Origin of the sequence: Singulisphaera acidiphila DSM 18658, assembly GCF_000242455.2 — a bacterium.
Taxonomy (GTDB): Bacteria; Planctomycetota; Planctomycetia; order Isosphaerales; family Isosphaeraceae; genus Singulisphaera; species Singulisphaera acidiphila.
The window spans coordinates 7,714,916-7,731,779 of record NC_019892.1 but is presented as its reverse complement, the minus strand read 5'-3'; the positions used below and the strand labels follow the sequence as shown (position 1 = coordinate 7,731,779).

13 protein-coding genes are annotated in these 16,864 nt (G+C 61.5%); 6 read left to right on the top strand and 7 right to left on the bottom strand.

What is annotated here, in order from left to right; all coding sequences use genetic code 11:
• Positions 1 to 43: 43 nt before the first annotated feature.
• The 3 genes from SINAC_RS38265 to SINAC_RS41440 form a co-directional block, all read right to left on the bottom strand.
• Positions 44 to 2,902, bottom strand: a complete 2,859-nt coding sequence (locus SINAC_RS38265) for a serine/threonine-protein kinase (RefSeq protein ID WP_015249342.1) — start codon at positions 2,900 to 2,902, stop codon at positions 44 to 46.
• A 177-nt stretch (positions 2,903 to 3,079) separates the two neighbouring features.
• Positions 3,080 to 4,144 (bottom strand): site-2 protease family protein, encoded by a 1,065-nt coding sequence (locus SINAC_RS30160; RefSeq protein ID WP_015249341.1) that lies wholly within the window; start codon positions 4,142 to 4,144, stop codon positions 3,080 to 3,082.
• A complete protein-coding gene (locus SINAC_RS41440; protein ID WP_237722798.1) occupies positions 4,137 to 4,658 on the bottom strand; it encodes a hypothetical protein in 522 nt (173 codons plus the stop codon). Before SINAC_RS41440 ends, SINAC_RS30160 begins: the two co-directional genes overlap by 8 nt.
• Positions 4,659 to 5,336: 678 nt before the next feature.
• Between SINAC_RS41440 and SINAC_RS30150 the strand changes: the two genes are divergently transcribed.
• The 4 genes from SINAC_RS30150 to SINAC_RS30135 all read left to right on the top strand — a co-directional run bounded on the left by SINAC_RS30150 (position 5,337) and on the right by SINAC_RS30135 (position 10,779).
• Positions 5,337 to 6,722, top strand: coding sequence for a Mur ligase domain-containing protein (locus tag SINAC_RS30150; RefSeq protein ID WP_015249339.1), 1,386 nt, complete (start codon positions 5,337 to 5,339; stop codon positions 6,720 to 6,722).
• A complete protein-coding gene (gene murB, locus SINAC_RS30145) occupies positions 6,679 to 7,560 on the top strand; it encodes a UDP-N-acetylmuramate dehydrogenase (protein WP_015249338.1) in 882 nt (293 codons plus the stop codon). Before SINAC_RS30150 ends, murB begins: the two co-directional genes overlap by 44 nt.
• Positions 7,561 to 7,638: 78 nt before the next feature.
• The gene (locus SINAC_RS30140; RefSeq protein WP_015249337.1) at positions 7,639 to 8,661 is read left to right on the top strand and encodes a cell division protein FtsQ/DivIB; all 1,023 of its coding nucleotides are present in this window, start codon (positions 7,639 to 7,641) and stop codon (positions 8,659 to 8,661) included.
• Positions 8,662 to 8,829: 168 nt separating this feature from the next.
• The gene (locus SINAC_RS30135; RefSeq protein ID WP_015249336.1) at positions 8,830 to 10,779 is read left to right on the top strand and encodes a preprotein translocase subunit SecA; all 1,950 of its coding nucleotides are present in this window, start codon (positions 8,830 to 8,832) and stop codon (positions 10,777 to 10,779) included.
• A 32-nt stretch (positions 10,780 to 10,811) separates the two neighbouring features.
• Here the strand turns inward: SINAC_RS30135 and SINAC_RS30130 are convergent, their stop codons facing one another.
• The gene (locus tag SINAC_RS30130; protein WP_015249335.1) at positions 10,812 to 11,804 is read right to left on the bottom strand and encodes a DUF1570 domain-containing protein; all 993 of its coding nucleotides are present in this window, start codon (positions 11,802 to 11,804) and stop codon (positions 10,812 to 10,814) included.
• 381 nt (positions 11,805 to 12,185) lie between these two features.
• Between SINAC_RS30130 and SINAC_RS30125 the strand changes: the two genes are divergently transcribed.
• On the top strand, positions 12,186 to 12,836 hold the full coding sequence (locus SINAC_RS30125) for a hypothetical protein (protein ID WP_015249334.1): 651 nt from the start codon (positions 12,186 to 12,188) through the stop codon (positions 12,834 to 12,836).
• 267 nt (positions 12,837 to 13,103) lie between these two features.
• Complete coding sequence (locus tag SINAC_RS30120) at positions 13,104 to 14,096, top strand: ROK family protein (RefSeq protein WP_015249333.1); 993 nt, start codon at positions 13,104 to 13,106, stop codon at positions 14,094 to 14,096.
• 149 nt (positions 14,097 to 14,245) lie between these two features.
• Here the strand turns inward: SINAC_RS30120 and SINAC_RS30115 are convergent, their stop codons facing one another.
• The 3 genes from SINAC_RS30115 to SINAC_RS30105 all read right to left on the bottom strand — a co-directional run bounded on the left by SINAC_RS30115 (position 14,246) and on the right by SINAC_RS30105 (position 16,777).
• The gene (locus SINAC_RS30115) at positions 14,246 to 14,878 is read right to left on the bottom strand and encodes a hypothetical protein (RefSeq protein WP_015249332.1); all 633 of its coding nucleotides are present in this window, start codon (positions 14,876 to 14,878) and stop codon (positions 14,246 to 14,248) included.
• Positions 14,879 to 14,915: 37 nt separating this feature from the next.
• Positions 14,916 to 15,905: a DUF1559 domain-containing protein gene (locus tag SINAC_RS30110; RefSeq protein ID WP_015249331.1), complete on the bottom strand. Its 990-nt coding sequence runs from the start codon at positions 15,903 to 15,905 to the stop codon at positions 14,916 to 14,918.
• Between the two features lie 242 nt (positions 15,906 to 16,147).
• Positions 16,148 to 16,777 carry a GntR family transcriptional regulator gene (locus SINAC_RS30105; protein ID WP_015249330.1) on the bottom strand — a complete coding sequence of 210 codons (630 nt, stop codon included), beginning with the start codon at positions 16,775 to 16,777 and terminating at the stop codon, positions 16,148 to 16,150.
• Positions 16,778 to 16,864: the final 87 nt, after the last annotated feature.

Sequence of the window (16,864 nt, the reverse complement as noted above, 5' to 3'; positions counted from 1 at the left end):
GGGTGGCTGGGGTCCGCACACGTCGGACCCCGGCGCACTTAAATTAATACCGAGTTCGCCCAAAGATCGCGCCGAGTCCTCCGAGCAGAAGGCCAAGTGCGGGAGCGATCCAAGGATTCATTCCTGGGAGAATTTGCGGCCCGAACCAGGCGACTGCGGCCCCCGGGAGGGCGAACAGGCTGATTTTGACGCCTCGGAAAAATGAGGAAAAGAGGAGGACCAGGCCGGCGACTCCCGGATTGAAGGAGTTGAACAGGGCGGTGAACCGTTTTGGAATCATCGGCAGGTTCAAGGGGCGTGTGCGGTCAGGAACCTTGGGAAGGTCGATCTGAGCGAACGTTTTATGGACATCCTTGAGGACGCTGACGTCGTTTGCCTTCACGGCCTCAGTGGCCACGGCCTGGGCCTTTTGGCTGAGTTGCTTGGCGGTGGCTGTGGCCTCGTCCAGTTTCTTCTGGGTCAGCAACTGGTTTTGATGCATCCAGAAGAGGCAGCCGGTAAGTAACAGGGCACCGGCGAGGAAACGGGGGCCAGGGCCGAGGATGAGGTTGAGGGGGCCGTCGGTGCGGGGGCCGATCAGGCCTTGCTCACGTTCGTGGAGCACCATCTCGGGCTTCGCGGCCGCGTCCCGGAGAGCTTGGCCGATCGCGAGCCGTTCGCCTCGGACGGCGTGCGGTAGACGTTCCGCTTCCTTGATTTCGGCGGCCATCATGACCATGGCCTCGGCCGCTCGCCGCGCCTGGCGCCTGGCCGTCATGAGGTTGACGCCCCGCGCTGCCAGGCCCTTTTCCTCGATCTTCTGGAGCAGTCGCTTCTCGCGTGCCTCCCGCCTTGTCTGCTGTTTCGCGTCGATCCAGCGGACGATGGGGTCACGCCAGGCACCGAACCGCGATCGCAATCGCCCTTGCTCAGCGCGTCCCCAGCGGTCGCGGGCGATCAGCTTCGCCTCGTACCCGAAGAGGGTTTCGTAGAACTCCTCCCAGCGGTTGCCCGCGTATTTGCAGACGAATTGCCGGAGCGCATCTTCATCGAGGCCATGCAGGCGCATTGTCTTGAGCATGTTCTCGGTCTTTTCGACGGCCTCACGCCGCTCCGCCTCGAGCTTCTTGTCGTACGCCATGTGGAAGCCGATCGCGATCATCGTTGCCACGACACCAAAGGCGATCCAGGCAAACACAAGGTGGAAAACGACCAGGCCCGTTGCGAATAAAACGAGCCCGGCCAGGACCATCAGCCACTCGAACAGGCCGCTCCCCAGAACGAGCTGTTGGGCTTTGAGGAAGAGTGCCTTCTTCTGAGTCACACCCGAGACGATGAAGTAGGCGAGGGCCGTCATCAGCCCGAGCCCGAGGAAGCCGGTCGCCAGGAACGGTTGCCGGGCGAGGGCCGCCGCGACCACCACGAAGAGGCAGGCGGCGAACCCGCCGAGGATGAGCTTGGGCCGAAGTCGGGCCGTGGTCGCGTTGTTGAACGCCTCAACGCTTTCGGCGAGCAGGTTCGCGTGCTCCTCACGAGGCGAGAAGACCCCGCTGCCCGGTAGGCCGAGGTAGTCTTCGAGCACCTTGATGACGTCGCCGAGGTAGGAATAGCGATCCTGGGGCTTTTTCGCCACCATCTTGAGGATGATGTCGGAGAGGGCCTTGGGGACGCGTTTGACGATCGCCTCGGGAGGAACGATCACCTCGGTCTGATGTTTCGTGATCAGCTCGATGGCCGTCTTTCCCTCGAACGGGGGGCGGCCTGTGACCAGGTCATAGAGGGTGCAGCCGAGCGAGTAGATATCCGCACGCGCGTCGACGGACGCCGCGTCGACGGCTTGCTCGGGCGCCATGAAGGCAGGGGTTCCCATGGCCGAATTGACCAGGGTGATCGGGTTGCCGCTCGAGGCCAGGGAGACCGCTCCTTTGGGCGCTGCGACGACTGCCGTGTTGGCCTCGCGGGCTTCTTCGGCCTCGGCCAGGGCGGGGGTCTTCACCAAGCCCAGGTCCGCGACCTTGACGACCCCTTGATCATTGAGCAAGAGGTTATCGGGCTTTATGTCGCGATGGATCATCCCTTGGTCGTGAGCATATTTGAGTCCGCGCGCGGCCTGGAGGATGAATCCGACAGCGGCCTCGGGGTCGAGCTTCTTCTGCGCTTTGACCAGTTGAGAGAGCGTTTGGCCCTGGACAAACTCCATGCTGAAGAAGTTGGTCCCTCGGTCCTGGCCGAAGTCATAGATTTGTACGACGTTATGGTGCACGAGCTGGGCTGCGGCGTAGGCTTCGCGGGTGAACCGTGAGACAAACGTGGGGTTGTCGGCCCACTCGGGCTTCATCACCTTCAGGGCGACGTTGCGGTTCAACGAAATCTGTCGCGCCAGGTAGACGGCGCCCATTCCGCCTCGGCCGAGCTCGCTGAGAATCTGATAGCCGCCGAGTACGCTGGGAATCCCCTCAGGCTTCGCGCCTGTCGAGAGGCCTGGGTTCGTGGGACCTGCGTCGGTCCCCAGGGCGAATCCGAGCTCCGCGCTATTGATGGCCTCGTTCGGCGGCGCGGTCGGTGCGGTGGTCGCCCAGTAACTGGTCGGTCGCGTCTCGCCCCCGGAATCGGCCGCCGTGGCGGCGACCTCCGTCTCTCGAGGGGCCGACCAGACGCCGGTGGCGGCGGCTGCCGCGTCGGGCGTGGTCGCCTGTGTCCCGATGGTGGGCGGAAGCGTCGGCGCAACCGTGGGAGTTTGAGCCGCGCTGGTATTGGCCGTTGGGTCGGCTCGAACGGCGGAGACCGTGGGGGATGCTTCAGGATCGGCGGGGACGAGGAGTAAGAGCTTCTGGGCGCACTTGGGACACTTGGTGGTGTAGCGTCCCGGCTTGGCTGCTTTCAGTCCGAGGGCGTGATCGCAGGAGGGGCATTGGATCGCCACGATGAGGGATCTCCGCGGATAACCGAAAGAATGGATGGAATGAGGGCGGACGGAGGTCGGGAAGCAGGGTGAGCGGCCCTATTTCATCATAATCCAAGCCCACTCGATTCCCAAGGTGACGAGGCCTCCCCCTCGTTACTCTTGAAAAGGGACCGAGCCCTGCACTTTGCGTCGGCCTCAGATGTTCACAGGAATCATCGTGAGGAGGGAGAACGCAATCACCAGGATGACGTATTCGAACGTGGCCCGTCGATCGGACTCTTTCGAGGGCGGATGAGTCACTGCGTTGAGAGTGGCCCCGATCAGGAGGAGAACGAGGAGGACCTCCTGGGTTACTGCCCACATGACCGCGATCGCCAGAGCCGAGAACCAGCGCTCGGAGCGGGACATCGATCGAAAACCACGGCCGCCGTCGAGTTGCCAGATCGGTATTAAGTTAAACAGATTGATCCAGGCCGCCAACTTGGCGATCGCCGCCAGCATGAGCGAGTCGGTCGCCAGCGCCGCGGCGTAGGTCGCGATGGCGCCGAACAGCCCCCAAATCGGGCCGGCCAGTCCTACGCGGGCGTCGGCCCGGGCATCGGGCAACGTCTGTTTGAGGCGGACAAAGGCGCCGAGACCGGGGATGAACATCGGGGCCCCGGCCCTGATGCCGAAACGCCTGAGTGCGGCCACGTGCCCCATTTCGTGAACGTAGATCGAGAGCACCAGACCGAGGGCGAATTTCCAGCCGAAGGCGGTCCAATATACCCCCAGCGACAGAAGCATCGAGAAGAGCGTACTCGCCTTGGTCAGCCCTAAGAGAAGAAGCTTCCCCTTGGTCAGGGCCATGATCAGCACGAACTTGAACTTCAGGGCCAGCAGTGCCAGCGTCCCGAGACCTGCCACTCCGGCCTTGCCTGACCAATCGGCCGACGGAGTCTCGGCCGGTTTGCTTGAAACGGGGTCAGGGTTGACTCCTTGTCCCTCGTCGATCTGCCGGGTGAGCGTTTCGATTCGAGCCTTGATCGCTTCATATTGCCGAGATGCCGGCGGCAGCAACGTGAGTGCGTCCCGCCACGCGGCGAGAGCCGTTGTCAAATCCCCCGATCGGCTCGCCTCATCGGCGACGTCGGCGAGCTGTTTCAACGCGTCGGCGTGGGCGAGCCTGTGGCATTGGGGACAGGCGAGCAGTTTCGTCGCGTACTCGGTCCCACAGGATCCGCACTGGGTTGAAGTGGACAAAGGGGTCGAATCAAGCATGACTGGGCACTTCCGTCGGTGGTGGGGCGCTCTCTCCACCAAAGGAGAAGGGACCGTTGAAGACCAAGGGCACGTGCCGATTGAGTTTCCAGGCCTCCCAGAGCGCGAAGCCGACGATTAACAGGCCGATTGGAGAGGAGAGGCCGACAACAATAGGGAGGGATAGTGATATGATAATTAGCGACAATAAAAGAATGGGGTTGGAGAGGTCCGCGGCCTTCAAGGGCTGACGCTCCGGAGGGGGAAGTTCCTTCTCGGCGTCGACGGGCTTTTGCTCCTTGTTCCGTTCAGCCTCCGGTTTGTCAGTCAGTTCGCCGTGGTTTGCGTTTTTTCCTTCAACCCGCTCGGCGAGAATTACAGGAAGATAGGTCGCCGCGTAACTCGCGGAGATGGCTGCGTAGGTCAATAGGATCGCCAAGCCCTGATAGATCCAGCCACCACGTTGTCCCGAACCGGACCGAACCGCTGTGCCAACCATGTAGCCGACGAGAATGGCGATCAGGCCGATCTGCATTCCCATCGTTTTTTGGATTCCGAAGTAGATTGCGAATCCAGCGAACGCCGCGATCGTCCCCAAGAGGGATGCTTTCGCGAATCGGAGCAGGCCCGACCCTCCGGCCCAGTGGCCATTGATTATGACTTGGCAGGAATCGCAGACGGTCATTCCATTGAATTCGTAATAGAGATTTTCAATCTCGTTGTTACAAACCGCACAGGTTAATCGGCCGGGAATCTCGGTTTTATATTCAGCTTGGTCGAACTGGAGTGGCCCATCTGGGTCGGCTTCGGGGGGCAAAAGGTCGCTCATCGTCGTCTCATTCTTGTTTAATAAATGGTTGTGAAGCCGACACACAAGAGGATGGGAACCGGAAATTGCTGGAACTCTTGTTCAGGCTAAACGAGGAGGTCCGACCGCGAGGCGAGAAAAAAGTGAATCCATCCATTATCAGAATAATCGGGGCCCTTGCGGAAGAACAAGATGCGAGGGACGCGGGGGTTGGTTCGTTTCCTTGACGCCTCCTGGAGCGCTGGCTAACATAATTCCGGTGAACGGGTGGTTCCGGTCGTCGGGAAAGATTGCGAGCGTTCTGCCTGTCGAACCGATAGTAGGGTTTGGAGGGCGGAAGAGTGACGGCCCGTGTTGGCCGTTGCCTGCTCGTTGACTCTCAGGATAGACCGGGGGCGCTCGCCGATGGATCGGTTGCGACGTGGGGAAGCCCGCGCGGAAGTCGCGCCTGCGCATGCGCATCTGGTGGGGATTGCGGGACGCGGGATGTCAGGCCTGGCCCAAATGCTCGTGCAGCGAGGCATGCTGGTGACTGGGTCTGAGCCGTCGAGCCGCCTCGCTGTTGAGCGGCTCAGGCGACTTGGTGCCCGGATCCATGCCGGCCACTCGTCGCGGGGGGCTCAGTTCCTCGTCTATCACCCGGAGGTCGGGCGCGATCATCCGTCGCGGCTCGCCGCCACCCGGCGCGGCATCGATCAAGCGTCGGTCGGGCAGTGGCTCGGCCAGATGATGCAAGAATCGATCAGCCTGGCGGTGGTCGGCCGTCGGACCGCGTCGACCGCCTCGGCGATGATCGGTTGGATCCTGACTCAGGCCGGGCTCGACCCGACGATTGTACTGGGGTCGGAGGTGCCTCAGCTGGGTGGTTGGGGCCGCGTCGGCTCGGGCCCCCATTTTGTGGCCGAAGCGATCGAAGGAGCGGGGGAGATCGGTCCCGCCTCGCCGAGTCTGGCCCTGCTCTTGGATGTGGGAGACGACCGGCCTTGGCTTGCGGAAGAGCGAAAGGCGGCGATTCGCCAGTTCGCGGACTCGGTTCCGGCGGACGGCTATGTCCTCGCCCTCGAAGACAATCAGATGGTTGCGGAGGTGGTGCGCGACCTGGTGCCGATGGTGGAACGGATTTCGCTCGATCGACCGAGTGACTGGTGGGGAGCCGACCTGCGCGAGGAACGGGGCCGTTATCGGTTCCGTGCGTTTCACAAGGGGCAATTCGCGGTTGAAGTTCGTTTGCGCGTCCCCGGGCGTCGAAACGTGTTGGGTGCCCTGGCGGCGGTCGCCGCCTGCGACCGGCTTTCCGTGCCGATTCAGGAGATTAAACAAGGGTTGGAAGAGTTCGCGGGGCTTTCTCGTGATTTCGAGTCACGGGGAAGCTATCGAGGTGTTACGCTGGTAGATGACGCGGGCTGTGACCCCGACTCGGTCTCTGAGACGCTGACGATCGCTCGCCAGGTTTTTGGACCTCGTCCGATCTGGGCCGTGATCTGTACCGGCGAGGAGACGGGGACCGCTGGGGCGGAAGCCGGCTATCCGGCTGCGTTCGCTGGGGCGGACCATGTTTTGGTGACTGAGGGAAGTGGTCAGGTTGGGGGGCGGAGGGCGAATTCGCTCGTGGAGGCCCTGGTCGGGTCCGGCGTGAACGCTTGTGAGGCGGCCGGTCTCGACGATGTGATCCGAGAGCTGGACGGGAATCTGGAACCCGGTGACGTGCTGGTGACGCTCGGGGCTGGCGATGTGGGAACGATAGCCGATGCATTCATTCGACGACTTTCGCGCGATCATCAAGGCCGATGAGCCGCTGGCTCCCCATATCTGGTTTCGGCTGGGCGGTCCGGCGGCGTTCCTGGCGCGGCCAAGGACGCTCGACGAGCTGGTCGGCCTGCTCCGCCGCTGCCACCAGGAGCAGGTCCCGGTCAAGATCCTGAGCGGCGGATCGAACGTCCTGGTCCGCGATGAGGGGGTGCAGGCCATGGTGATCCACCTGGAGAGCCCGGCTTTCTCGGACGTGACCGTCCGCGACAACATCGTCGAGGCGGGGGCGGCCGTTCCTCTGACGGCCCTGATCTCGCAGACCGCCCGCGCCGGCCTGGCGGGCTTGGAGTTTCTTACCGGGATCCCCGGCACCGTCGGCGGAGCGCTCCGGGGGAACGCGGGCGATCGTCAGGTCGCGATCGGCCAGCTTGTCCGCAAGGCCACGGTGATCGACGCCTCCGACGAGATCCAGGTCCGCGATCGCGATGACCTGAGCTTCGCCGATCGCGCCTCGAACCTCGATGAGCCCGTGATTCTCTCGGCCGAGTTCGAGCTTGAAGGCTCCGACCCCGAGGCGGTCGTCCGACGGATGCGGCGGATCTGGATCGTCAAGAAGGAGAACCAGCCGTACGGCCACCAGTCGTCGGGCTGTATGTTCAAGAACCCGACTCCGGACGTTCCGGCCGGCACCCTGATCGATCAGGCCGGCCTGAAAGGGACGCGCGTGGGGGGGGCGGAGGTTTCCGACCGGCACGCCAATTTCATTGTGGCCCAGCCGGGGGCGAAGGCCGACGACGTTCTCCACCTGATCGACCAGATCCGACAGCGGGTCTGGCAGCAGTTTGGCTACGAGCTCGAGCTTCAACTTCAGGTCTGGTAAACGGTTCGTGGAATCCCTCGTGTCTGGTTCCCAGACGTGGCCCCAGTTCTGGACGAACGCGCCGCAGGAGGTCAGGTGATGGAACACCGCGAACCTCCTCGGATCGCGACGGCCGACGACCCGTCTCATGAGTCGGAGAACGACCCCATTCGGGGTCGTCGCTTCGCGCGCTTCGTCACACCGCCGAGTGTGCGCCGGCTCTCGCGGCCTCGGATTGTGCTGGCGATCCTCGCAGGGGCGGGGTTCTTATATGTCCTCTCCCTGGCCGGGCTCCACGGGCTCCGGTCGCTGCGGACCTTCGTCCACAAGCAGGCGGAGTACCAGGTCGCGTTCAGCGAGATCGTGCTCGATCCCCCTCCACCCGGCTGGTACAAAGGGGGATCCAAGCATTTCTTGGAGCGAGTCCGGAAGGAGAGCGGCGATCCGGAGCAGTTCTCACTGCTCGATCTCGACACGGAAAAGCTCAAACTTGCCTTCCAACGCGATGGCTGGGTCCGCAAGGCGGTTGTTATGCGCCAGAACCCCAACCGCGTGGTCGTGCACCTGGACTACCGCGAGCCCGTGGCCTTGGTGTCGGTGGAACATTCCCGAAAGGAATTGATCGACCAGGAGGCCGTCATCCTCAACCAGGATGATGTCAACCTGAATGCCGCGGCCACTTTGTTTCTCGAACGACGGGGTGGATCTCCCTCACTCCCCCCGTTCCTACGGAATGTCGGCGAAACGTGGAAGACGGAGAGCGGGCCGAACAAATTACCCGTTGTTGACGAATGCGTGCTGGCGGGAGCCAAGCTGGCCAACTTCCTCAGGTCGGTACAGCGAGATGACCTCATCAAGCGAAGTCCGAACATCTTTCAAGCCGTCGTCGCGGAATCGGAGTCGAAACTCTGGGTACAATCGGGTGACCATTTGCTGGTCTTCTGGGGGATGCCCCCCAACGAAGAACGGCCCGGTGAACTCCCCTTCTCCGAGAAGTGGAAGGTGCTCACCAACTGGATCAAGCAATACGATCAGTCTGTGAACGACCCTCGGATGAACTACTACTTCGAGTTCAAAGGAGATCAAGTCAAATTCACCGCGATGCGCCCCAGCAAAAAATGAGAGCCGGATGGTTTCGTCCCGGGAGAATAGGCGGGATCGCTGTCCCGTTGATCGGGAAGCTTGCGCGCGGCGGGGCAAGCGCTCAAATCGCATGATGAGAGCCGGGCAGAACTGGCCCGATCGTTCGGTAAGAACATCTTGAAGGTCAGCCGAGGAGGAGCACGGGTCATGGCGAGTCGACTGGGCCCGAAGTGGTTGAACCAGATGCGGACGATCGCGGGACCGACCCATCAAGGGCGGCTCAGCCGTTACGCTGTCTACGCGGCGCAAATCAACGCGATGGAGCCGATGCTGGAAAAGGAGAGCGATGCCCAGATTGCCGAGCGGAGCCGACAGCTCAAGCTCAAGGCACGTCAGGGAGACTCGCTCAACGGCATGCTCGTCGAGGCCTTCGCCCTGGTCCGCGAGGCGGCCAAGCGGACCGTCAAACAGCGGCACTACGACGTGCAAATGGTCGGCGGCGCGGCGATCCATAACCGCTGTATCGCCGAGATGGAGACCGGAGAAGGCAAGACTCTCGTCGCCACGCTTCCAACCTACTTGAATGCCTTACAAGGTAAGGGCGTTCACGTCATCACGGTGAACGACTACCTCGCGTCCCGTGACGCCGAGTGGATGACGCCGATCTACAACTTGCTCGGGATGAGCGTCGGCTGTATCCAGACCGGTCAACCCGATCCGGTCCGTCGCTCGGCCTACGCCGCTGACATCACCTATGGGACGAGCAAGGAGTTCGGCTTCGACTTCCTCCGCGATGAGCTCAAGCGGCTCCAACTTGGGGACACCCATCGCAAGTCGTTCGAGCAAGCTTTTCTCGGCACGGGCACTCACGCCGAATCAGAGACCCCCGTCCAGCGCACCCACCACTTCGCGGTCGTGGACGAAGCCGATAGCATTCTGATTGACGAAGCCCGAACCCCGTTGATTATCGGAGCGAACAACCAGCCGACTCAGGAGGAAGCCGCCGCTTACTTCGGGGCCGACGAGCTCGCCGCGACGCTCATCCGAACCAAGGACTTCAAGTACGACCCGGCCGAGCGCAAGGCCGAACTGAACGCATCCGGACGCCGCAAGGTGCAGGCCGTCGCCGGCCACTCGTCGTTCGTCACCCTGACGGTGGATGGACTCTACGAGTATGTCGAGCGGGCCCTTCGCGCTCAGATCGCCTACCTGAGGGACCGCGATTACGTGGTCTCCAGCGACGAGATCGTCATCGTCGATGAGTTCACCGGCCGTATGATGCCCGGCCGCCAGTGGCAGGACGGTCTTCACCAGGCGATCCAGGCCAAAGAAAAGCTCGAAGTGACTCTCGAGACGATCACCGCCGCGCGGGTGACCGTGCAAGACTTCTTCTTGAAGTACAAGAAGCTCGCCGGGATGACCGGGACGGCGTCGAGCGATGCGGCGGAGCTGCGCCGGATCTATAAGGTCAAGGTGTTCAAGGTTCCCACCAACCGCCGCTGTCGCCGGGTCTGGGTCGACGACCGGATCTTTTCCAACGAGTCGGAAAAGTTCCAGGCAGTGGCCGATCAGATCGTCGAGTGGCACAAGCTGCAAGTGCCTGTGCTGATCGGTACCCGCTCAATCGAGAAGTCGGAGAAACTCAGTGCGCTCTTGAATGCCGCCAAGATCGAACATCAAATCTTGAACGCCAAGAACCACGAGATTGAAGCTCAGATCGTGTCTCAGGCCGGGCAGCCGGGTCGCGTGACGGTGGCCACCAACATGGCCGGCCGAGGAACCGACATCAAGCTGACCGAAGAGATTTCCAAGAGCGGCGGGCTCCATGTGATCGGGACTGAGCGGCACGAGTCGCGGCGGATCGATCGCCAGCTCGCCGGTCGTTGCGCTCGCCAGGGCGATCCCGGGCACTGCCAGTTCTTCGTCTCGCTCGAAGACGAGATCATCGATGCCTACGGCGAAAAACCGGCCGCCCGGATTCGCCGACGCTACAAGGACCGAGGCGAATTGACCAGCGGCTCGATGCGCCGGCTTGTACTCAGCGCCCAGGCGAGGAAAGAACGGCAGCACTTTCGCGACCGCAAGATGCTCATGAACTACGAAAAACAACGCGCCGAGATGAGGAAGAACATGGGTCTCAACCCGGTCCTCGGCTGACCCCACGCCGGCCCTTGACCTCGGGACTCGTGTCAAGGTTGGATCTGCTTATGCCTGTACTTCTTCAGTTCCTTGTCCAGCCGAGCGAGATCGCCCAGATGGGCGCGGGCGTCTTCGAGCCGGTGTGACGGATCGCGTCGCTTGCGGATCGCGTCGAGGTAGTCGCGAAACTTCGTGAGCTTCGACGGTGTTGTTTTCATGAAGTAGTGGACGAGGACCCAGCTCTCCGCATAGGCGACCTGTGCGGTGTCTGGGTCTTCAAAAAGGTCGTCCTTGGTGAGGATCTCTTCCAAGGGGATCCAGGCGTCACGGCCGTCAGGCTGTGAGAAGGCGGCCAGCCGCGCTGAGTTTTTCACCCCCAGCGTCGAGCGTCGATTGGTGTGCTGCCAGAGTTCCCCGAACGTTGCGAGTCCCTCGCTGATAGCGACCGGGACATCGCCTTGGCGTTCGAGCAGCCCCGTATTATAAGTCAACTGGTGGATCGCTTCGTGAACCAGGGTGAACGTGTTCACCCGTGAGGACGCGGCTCGCCGGTTGTCATTGTGCTGGGAGTCAAAGACCACGAACTGGTTCGCCTCGATGTCGTAGTGCCCCCCAACCTCAGCCCCCGCGTCCGCTCCTGCCATATCGCCCACAAAGGCTTTGTACGAATCCTTATCCTTCAAGATGATCACGATGAGGCGCGATTCGGGGATACCGACCTTGAAGTTCTTCATCTCGAAGTAATCGCGATAGACCTTGGCCAGCGACTCGCAGATCGAGACCGCCTCCGCGCGAAAGTCGGCGGGGGCGTCGCCGATCCCCACGTAGTGCTTCTCCTTGGACTCGTTGAACCGGAACTCGCCGAGCTTGGCCTTCTTGGCTCTCGCGAAGATCGGCGCCAGGTCGGCCGCCGTCGATTCCAGCGGCGTCGAGCACCAACCCGGCGCGACCAGTCCGACCGTGCCGAAGAGCGAGCCGAGCATCCACGCTCGCCTTGGGATTCTCTGGTCCCAATCCGTTTGGGTGCCCTGCGGCTTTGGCATGGTCGTCCCTTTTTTTGTTTCTCGGGAATCCGGCAGGATCGCGTGCGGAGTTCGCACCGTTCGCTCATGGCTTGGTGAAGAATAGCGAACTCGCCATCCGTTCTTTTCCATTATAACGCGACGGAATGGAGCGAACAGGACGGTCACTTTCGAGCTGTAGAAGTGAAATATGATGAGAAAATCCAATAACGGGATCAATGAAACGAAGATCTGTCCGTCAGGAATTCCCAGTTTGAGGTCCTCAACAACGGATTTTGACGACGAGCGTGGTGGGCAGGCGCCCCCAGGCACTTTGCAGGCGACTCAACGTTGCGCGAATGTCGCGCCGATTGAGGCCTGGTTCAGGCCATTTCGCTCGTCCATCTGATTGAGGACTCGATCATGTCGCAACCCGATCTCGCGAACTCGACTCCAGTGGATTGGCGCAGGCTCCACGCCTATGGCTGGCCGGGGGGAAGCGTCCGTGCACTGATGGCGATCCTGATCTTCGGCACCCTCTGGGCCCACCTGGCACTCCGGCCTGATCGCGAGGTGCCGGACTCGCTCAGGGACTTGCTCTTCATCATCTTGGGGCACTACTTCGCGGTTCGAGGCCGTCAAGGCATCGATCCGGAAGGGGGACCGCCGCCTCTCTACCTGCCCCGGGGCGCGGTGCGGCTCATCCTGATCGCCGGCTTTCTGGTGGTTGGTGCGCTCTTGCATCAACAAGGGCGTCTGACCCAGGTGGGAAAGAACCCAGGGGTCGTCACCCTCATCCTGGCCGCGGGCTTCCTCCTGGGCGTCGTCATGCAGAGAATCATGACGCTCTGGAGCCATGGGGGGCGGATACCGCGAGCCATCGAGGACGTACGGGCCACCTTCTCACTGGTTGCCGCGATCGGCCTGGCGGTCTTGATCTGGGACCAGCTTTTGCCCTTCCTCCCCCCCTCGGTCCACGGGACTCTGAATCACGTCCTGCTTGGCTTCGGGCGGTACGGACCTGAGCATCTCCTCGCCGCCATCGTGGGATTCTACTTTGGTTCGCGATCGTGAGGTCCGGTTCGTGGGTCGGGACGGATCGGAACCACCACGGTCCGTTCCCACCTTCGTAATGGTGTGGAGATGGCTCTGGCGCTCGCCGAGCGGGGACATATCGGATTTGGCCTTGGCGATTCGGAAGAATCGACCTTCCCGGCCCTGATTCAAGCGGGCTAGCGGGGCGACCCTGTCGACCGCTATAGGTTTTTCCTGATAAGCTAAGTCAGGAAGTGGAAGATAGGTTTTCCCTCAACTTGAATCCGAGACTCGTCGAGACTTCTCATGAGCGCCGTCCGCCGCCCTCCGTACTACCTTGGAATCGATCTCGGGGGCACGAATATCAAGAGCGGTGTTGTCGACGACGCCGGCCAGTCCTGCTCCTCGGTCAGTTTGAAGACGCAAGCGACCTTGGGACCCGACGTCGGCTTGGAGACGTTGGCCGAGGCGGCTCGTCGGGCCGTCAAGGCCAGTGGACTCGACTGGAAAGAGATCGTCGCGGTCGGGCTTGGCTCACCGGGGACCATGGACATCGAAGCGGGGATGTTGCTCGAGCCCCCCAACCTACCAGGTTGGGACAACCTGCCGATCCGCCAGCGGCTGGCCGACCTGCTCGACAAGCCGACCGTCCTCCAGAACGATGCGAACGCCGCCGCCTACGGTGAATTCTGGGCAGGCGCCGGCCGCGATGCCAAGAGCCTCGGCCTCTTTACGCTCGGCACTGGGATTGGCTGTGGCATCATCGATCACGGACGGATCATCGTCGGTCGCCACAGCAACGGGGCGGAGTGTGGGCACATGATCATCCAGATGGAAAACGCCCGCCAGTGCTCTTGTGGCGCCTACGGTCACCTTGAGGCCTATGCCTCGGCCACCGCACTCGTCAAGCGTGCCAACGAGGCCCTGGACGAAGGAATCTCATCCCGCTTGCACGAGGTTCGGGGCAAGGGCCTGTTGACGAGTCGCGCGATCGCCGAGGCCGCTGAGTCTGGGGATGCCCTTGCTCGTCGCCTGATGCGCGAGACGGCCCGGTATCTCGCCGTCGGCGCTGTAAACCTGATGAACACGATCGACCCCGACATGATCCTCTTCGGTGGAGGGATGATCGCGGCGGGCACGACGCTCCTGAACGACATTCGCGGTGATATCCAATCACTCGCGTTCCCGATCCCGGCTGCCCGTACCGTGATCGAGTACGCCGCCCTTGGCGGTGACGCCGGCTACATTGGCGCGGCGGGCTGCGCACGGCTCATGTACGGGACGTCTGGGCCCGAGTGAAGTTGAGCGGGGCACCTCTGCTTCAGTTTGCAACGGGGTCGAAGTTGGTGGGCCGTGCCCACCCTCCAAGTCAGTAAGGATCGATCCGAACTTGGAGGGTGGGCACGGCCCACCATGGGGATTGACCTTGGGCGGGACGGCCACTCCACTCAGTGAGAGATTTCCGCCGTCCCGTTTTCATTGATCGCGATGTTCACGGTGTTCGAGCCGCGGCCCACACTTGCCTTGATGTTGGACGTACTGGGATTGCCAAGGTTTTCCGGGATCGTGATTCGAAACACCTTTCCGTTCTTGTCGGTAAAGGTGGGGGCTTCGGCCTTCTTCGTGAAATTGAGGCGGGTCCCCGCCTGGGTTTTGGCGATCATGAACTCCCTGGGCGAGGTCACGGGATCGGGTAACGCTTTTTGCGGGGCGTCCGGCATCGCTTCAAGCCCGACCACCGCCACGCGGTGCAAGCCGACGACGGCACCATCGCCCGATTCCTCGGTTGACATGACGAATGAGCCGTCGCCCGTAATCGAGCCGACGGCCGACGGACCGTTCGTGCCACGTGCACTGTCGGGCTCGAACATGATCGTGCCGTAGGTGATCGGTTGGCCCTTGTACGTCACTTTGCCACGGACCTTGGCGAGATGAAGTCCATTGCCCGAACCGCAACCGGCGATCGCAGTCAAGATTGCGGCGTAAGTACAGATAATGAATGCTCGAGCGTGCATGGTTGTCTCCCGGCGATGGATCTCGTTGGAGTGAGCCGCCATGTCGATCCGTTTTGGGCTCGGCATGGCGGATCCTGCTTGGCCGTCGTCCCAGAGATGAGGGTTAGTAGGAGTCGGCCGAGATCACCTCGGACTTGGCCCGAGTGCTGAGCGCAGCGTAGGTTCTCGGATTGATGGTTTGCTTGATATATCGAATGGAACCGTCGGCGAAGCAGAAGTTGGCCCCCCCCGGATGCTTGCTCTTGAAGGCGAAATTGTAGACCTGATTGCGGAAACAGTGGGTCGCCTCGATTGCGGTGATGTAGGCTGTGCTGCACACCGTCCCATCGGTCGGGTCTGTTTCACCATCTTTGAGGTTCGTCTTCCAGTTCAGCGGGATGATCGTCCCACCGTAGGCTCCGTGGCCGTTGACCCAGAGGAGTTGCCCGTTATAGTTGGGCGAATTCTCGCCGGCCAGGAAGGTATTGCTGGTTCCGTCAGTACAACTCGCAATTGTCGTCACCGCGCCCGAACTGCAATCACCGAACATGCCGGTGAACGTGTTATTACAGCCCCAGCCCCGGCCCGCCCCTTCCGTGGAATAGATGTCGAAAATCGGGTTTCCCGTCTTTTGATCACCCCAACTTACGATGTAGTTCAGCGGGGCGGCCGAATACGAGGTGCCCAGATCATTGATATTCGTCCACTTACGATCGTCAAACAGCCGGTTCGAGTCATCCGAAGGACAGAGATATGTCGCAATCAGTGACCTGTAAACGGTCCTGTGCTCGACGCTCATGTTCCCTCCATTGCCGAGCGAGAAGTTGATCGCGTTGTAGAGGTTGGTTTGCTCCATTTGAGGCAGGATGAACACGGACCATGCCCACCAAGGGCCGCTCCAGCCGGTGTTCACCATCGAGCCTGAAGGGAAACTACCAAGCGTGTCGTGGTAGTTGTGCATAGCCAGGCCAATCTGCTTCAGATTGTTGACGCACTGAGACCGCCGCGCTGCCTCGCGGGCCGCCTGAACGGCGGGGAGGAGCAGCGCGATCAAAACGGCGATGATGGCGATGACGACCAGCAATTCGATCAAGGTAAAGCCGCGACGGCGCATGAGAGGACTCTCCTTACCGGGGTTGAAGACTGACGTGTGATGAAGGTCAAACAGCCAGACCCTTCTGCTCTGGAGAGATGGACTCGGACGGGACGAGAGATCTGCTTTCGATTTCCGCTCCAAAGAGTTCTGACTACAGTTAGGAATTGATTTGTTTGTTGAATTTATTTGATGTGAAATTATTTGCATAATTGGATTCATGTGTGCGGTCCAGGTGGTAGCCGCGTTCTGCCGACTGCGAATCAGGCAATCTTTTCTTTGAGCAACCGAGTCGCGCTTGCAAGATCTTGACCGCGGAACGATTCCAGGATGGCCCGGTGTTCCTCGTAGATCTCCATCGCGTTTTCGTACCGACGTTGGGTCCGTCGGAAATGGAACCGGATGCGGCCGACCAGGGTTTCCCAGATGAGGATCAGGTCGGGCTGGCCTGCCCGCTTCACGAGCACACGATGGAAGGCAATGTCCGCCTCGGCGATCGCGTGGTAATCGCGATGTTCGCAGGCGTCCTGCATGCGTTGGAGGATTTCTTCCCAGAGAATAAAGTCTTCCTCGTGCAGCTCGTCGAAAGTCAATTGCAACGCATAGACTTCGAGTGTGCGCCGGATCGGGACGATGAGATTGCGGATCTCCCGAGGCGCTTCGGGGGCCACGATTGCCCCCCGATTCGGTCGGCTCACCAGGAGACCTTGCAACGAGAGCGTCTGAACCGCCTCGCGGACCAGGCCCCGCCCCACGCCAAACCGCTTCGAGAGTTCGGCCTCGGTCAATCTCGAGCCGACTTCAATCCGACCCGAGAGAATCTCTTCACGCAGTTGATTGGCAATCCGGCTTGATCCTGGAGAATCGGCTGCTTCTTCATCAATCGCTGCCATGGGGGATAGATCTCAGGGGCCAAAAGTGTTGACATAGCACCGCGCACCGAATCCGCCCAGGCGGATTCGGTTCTGACCAAAAACTGA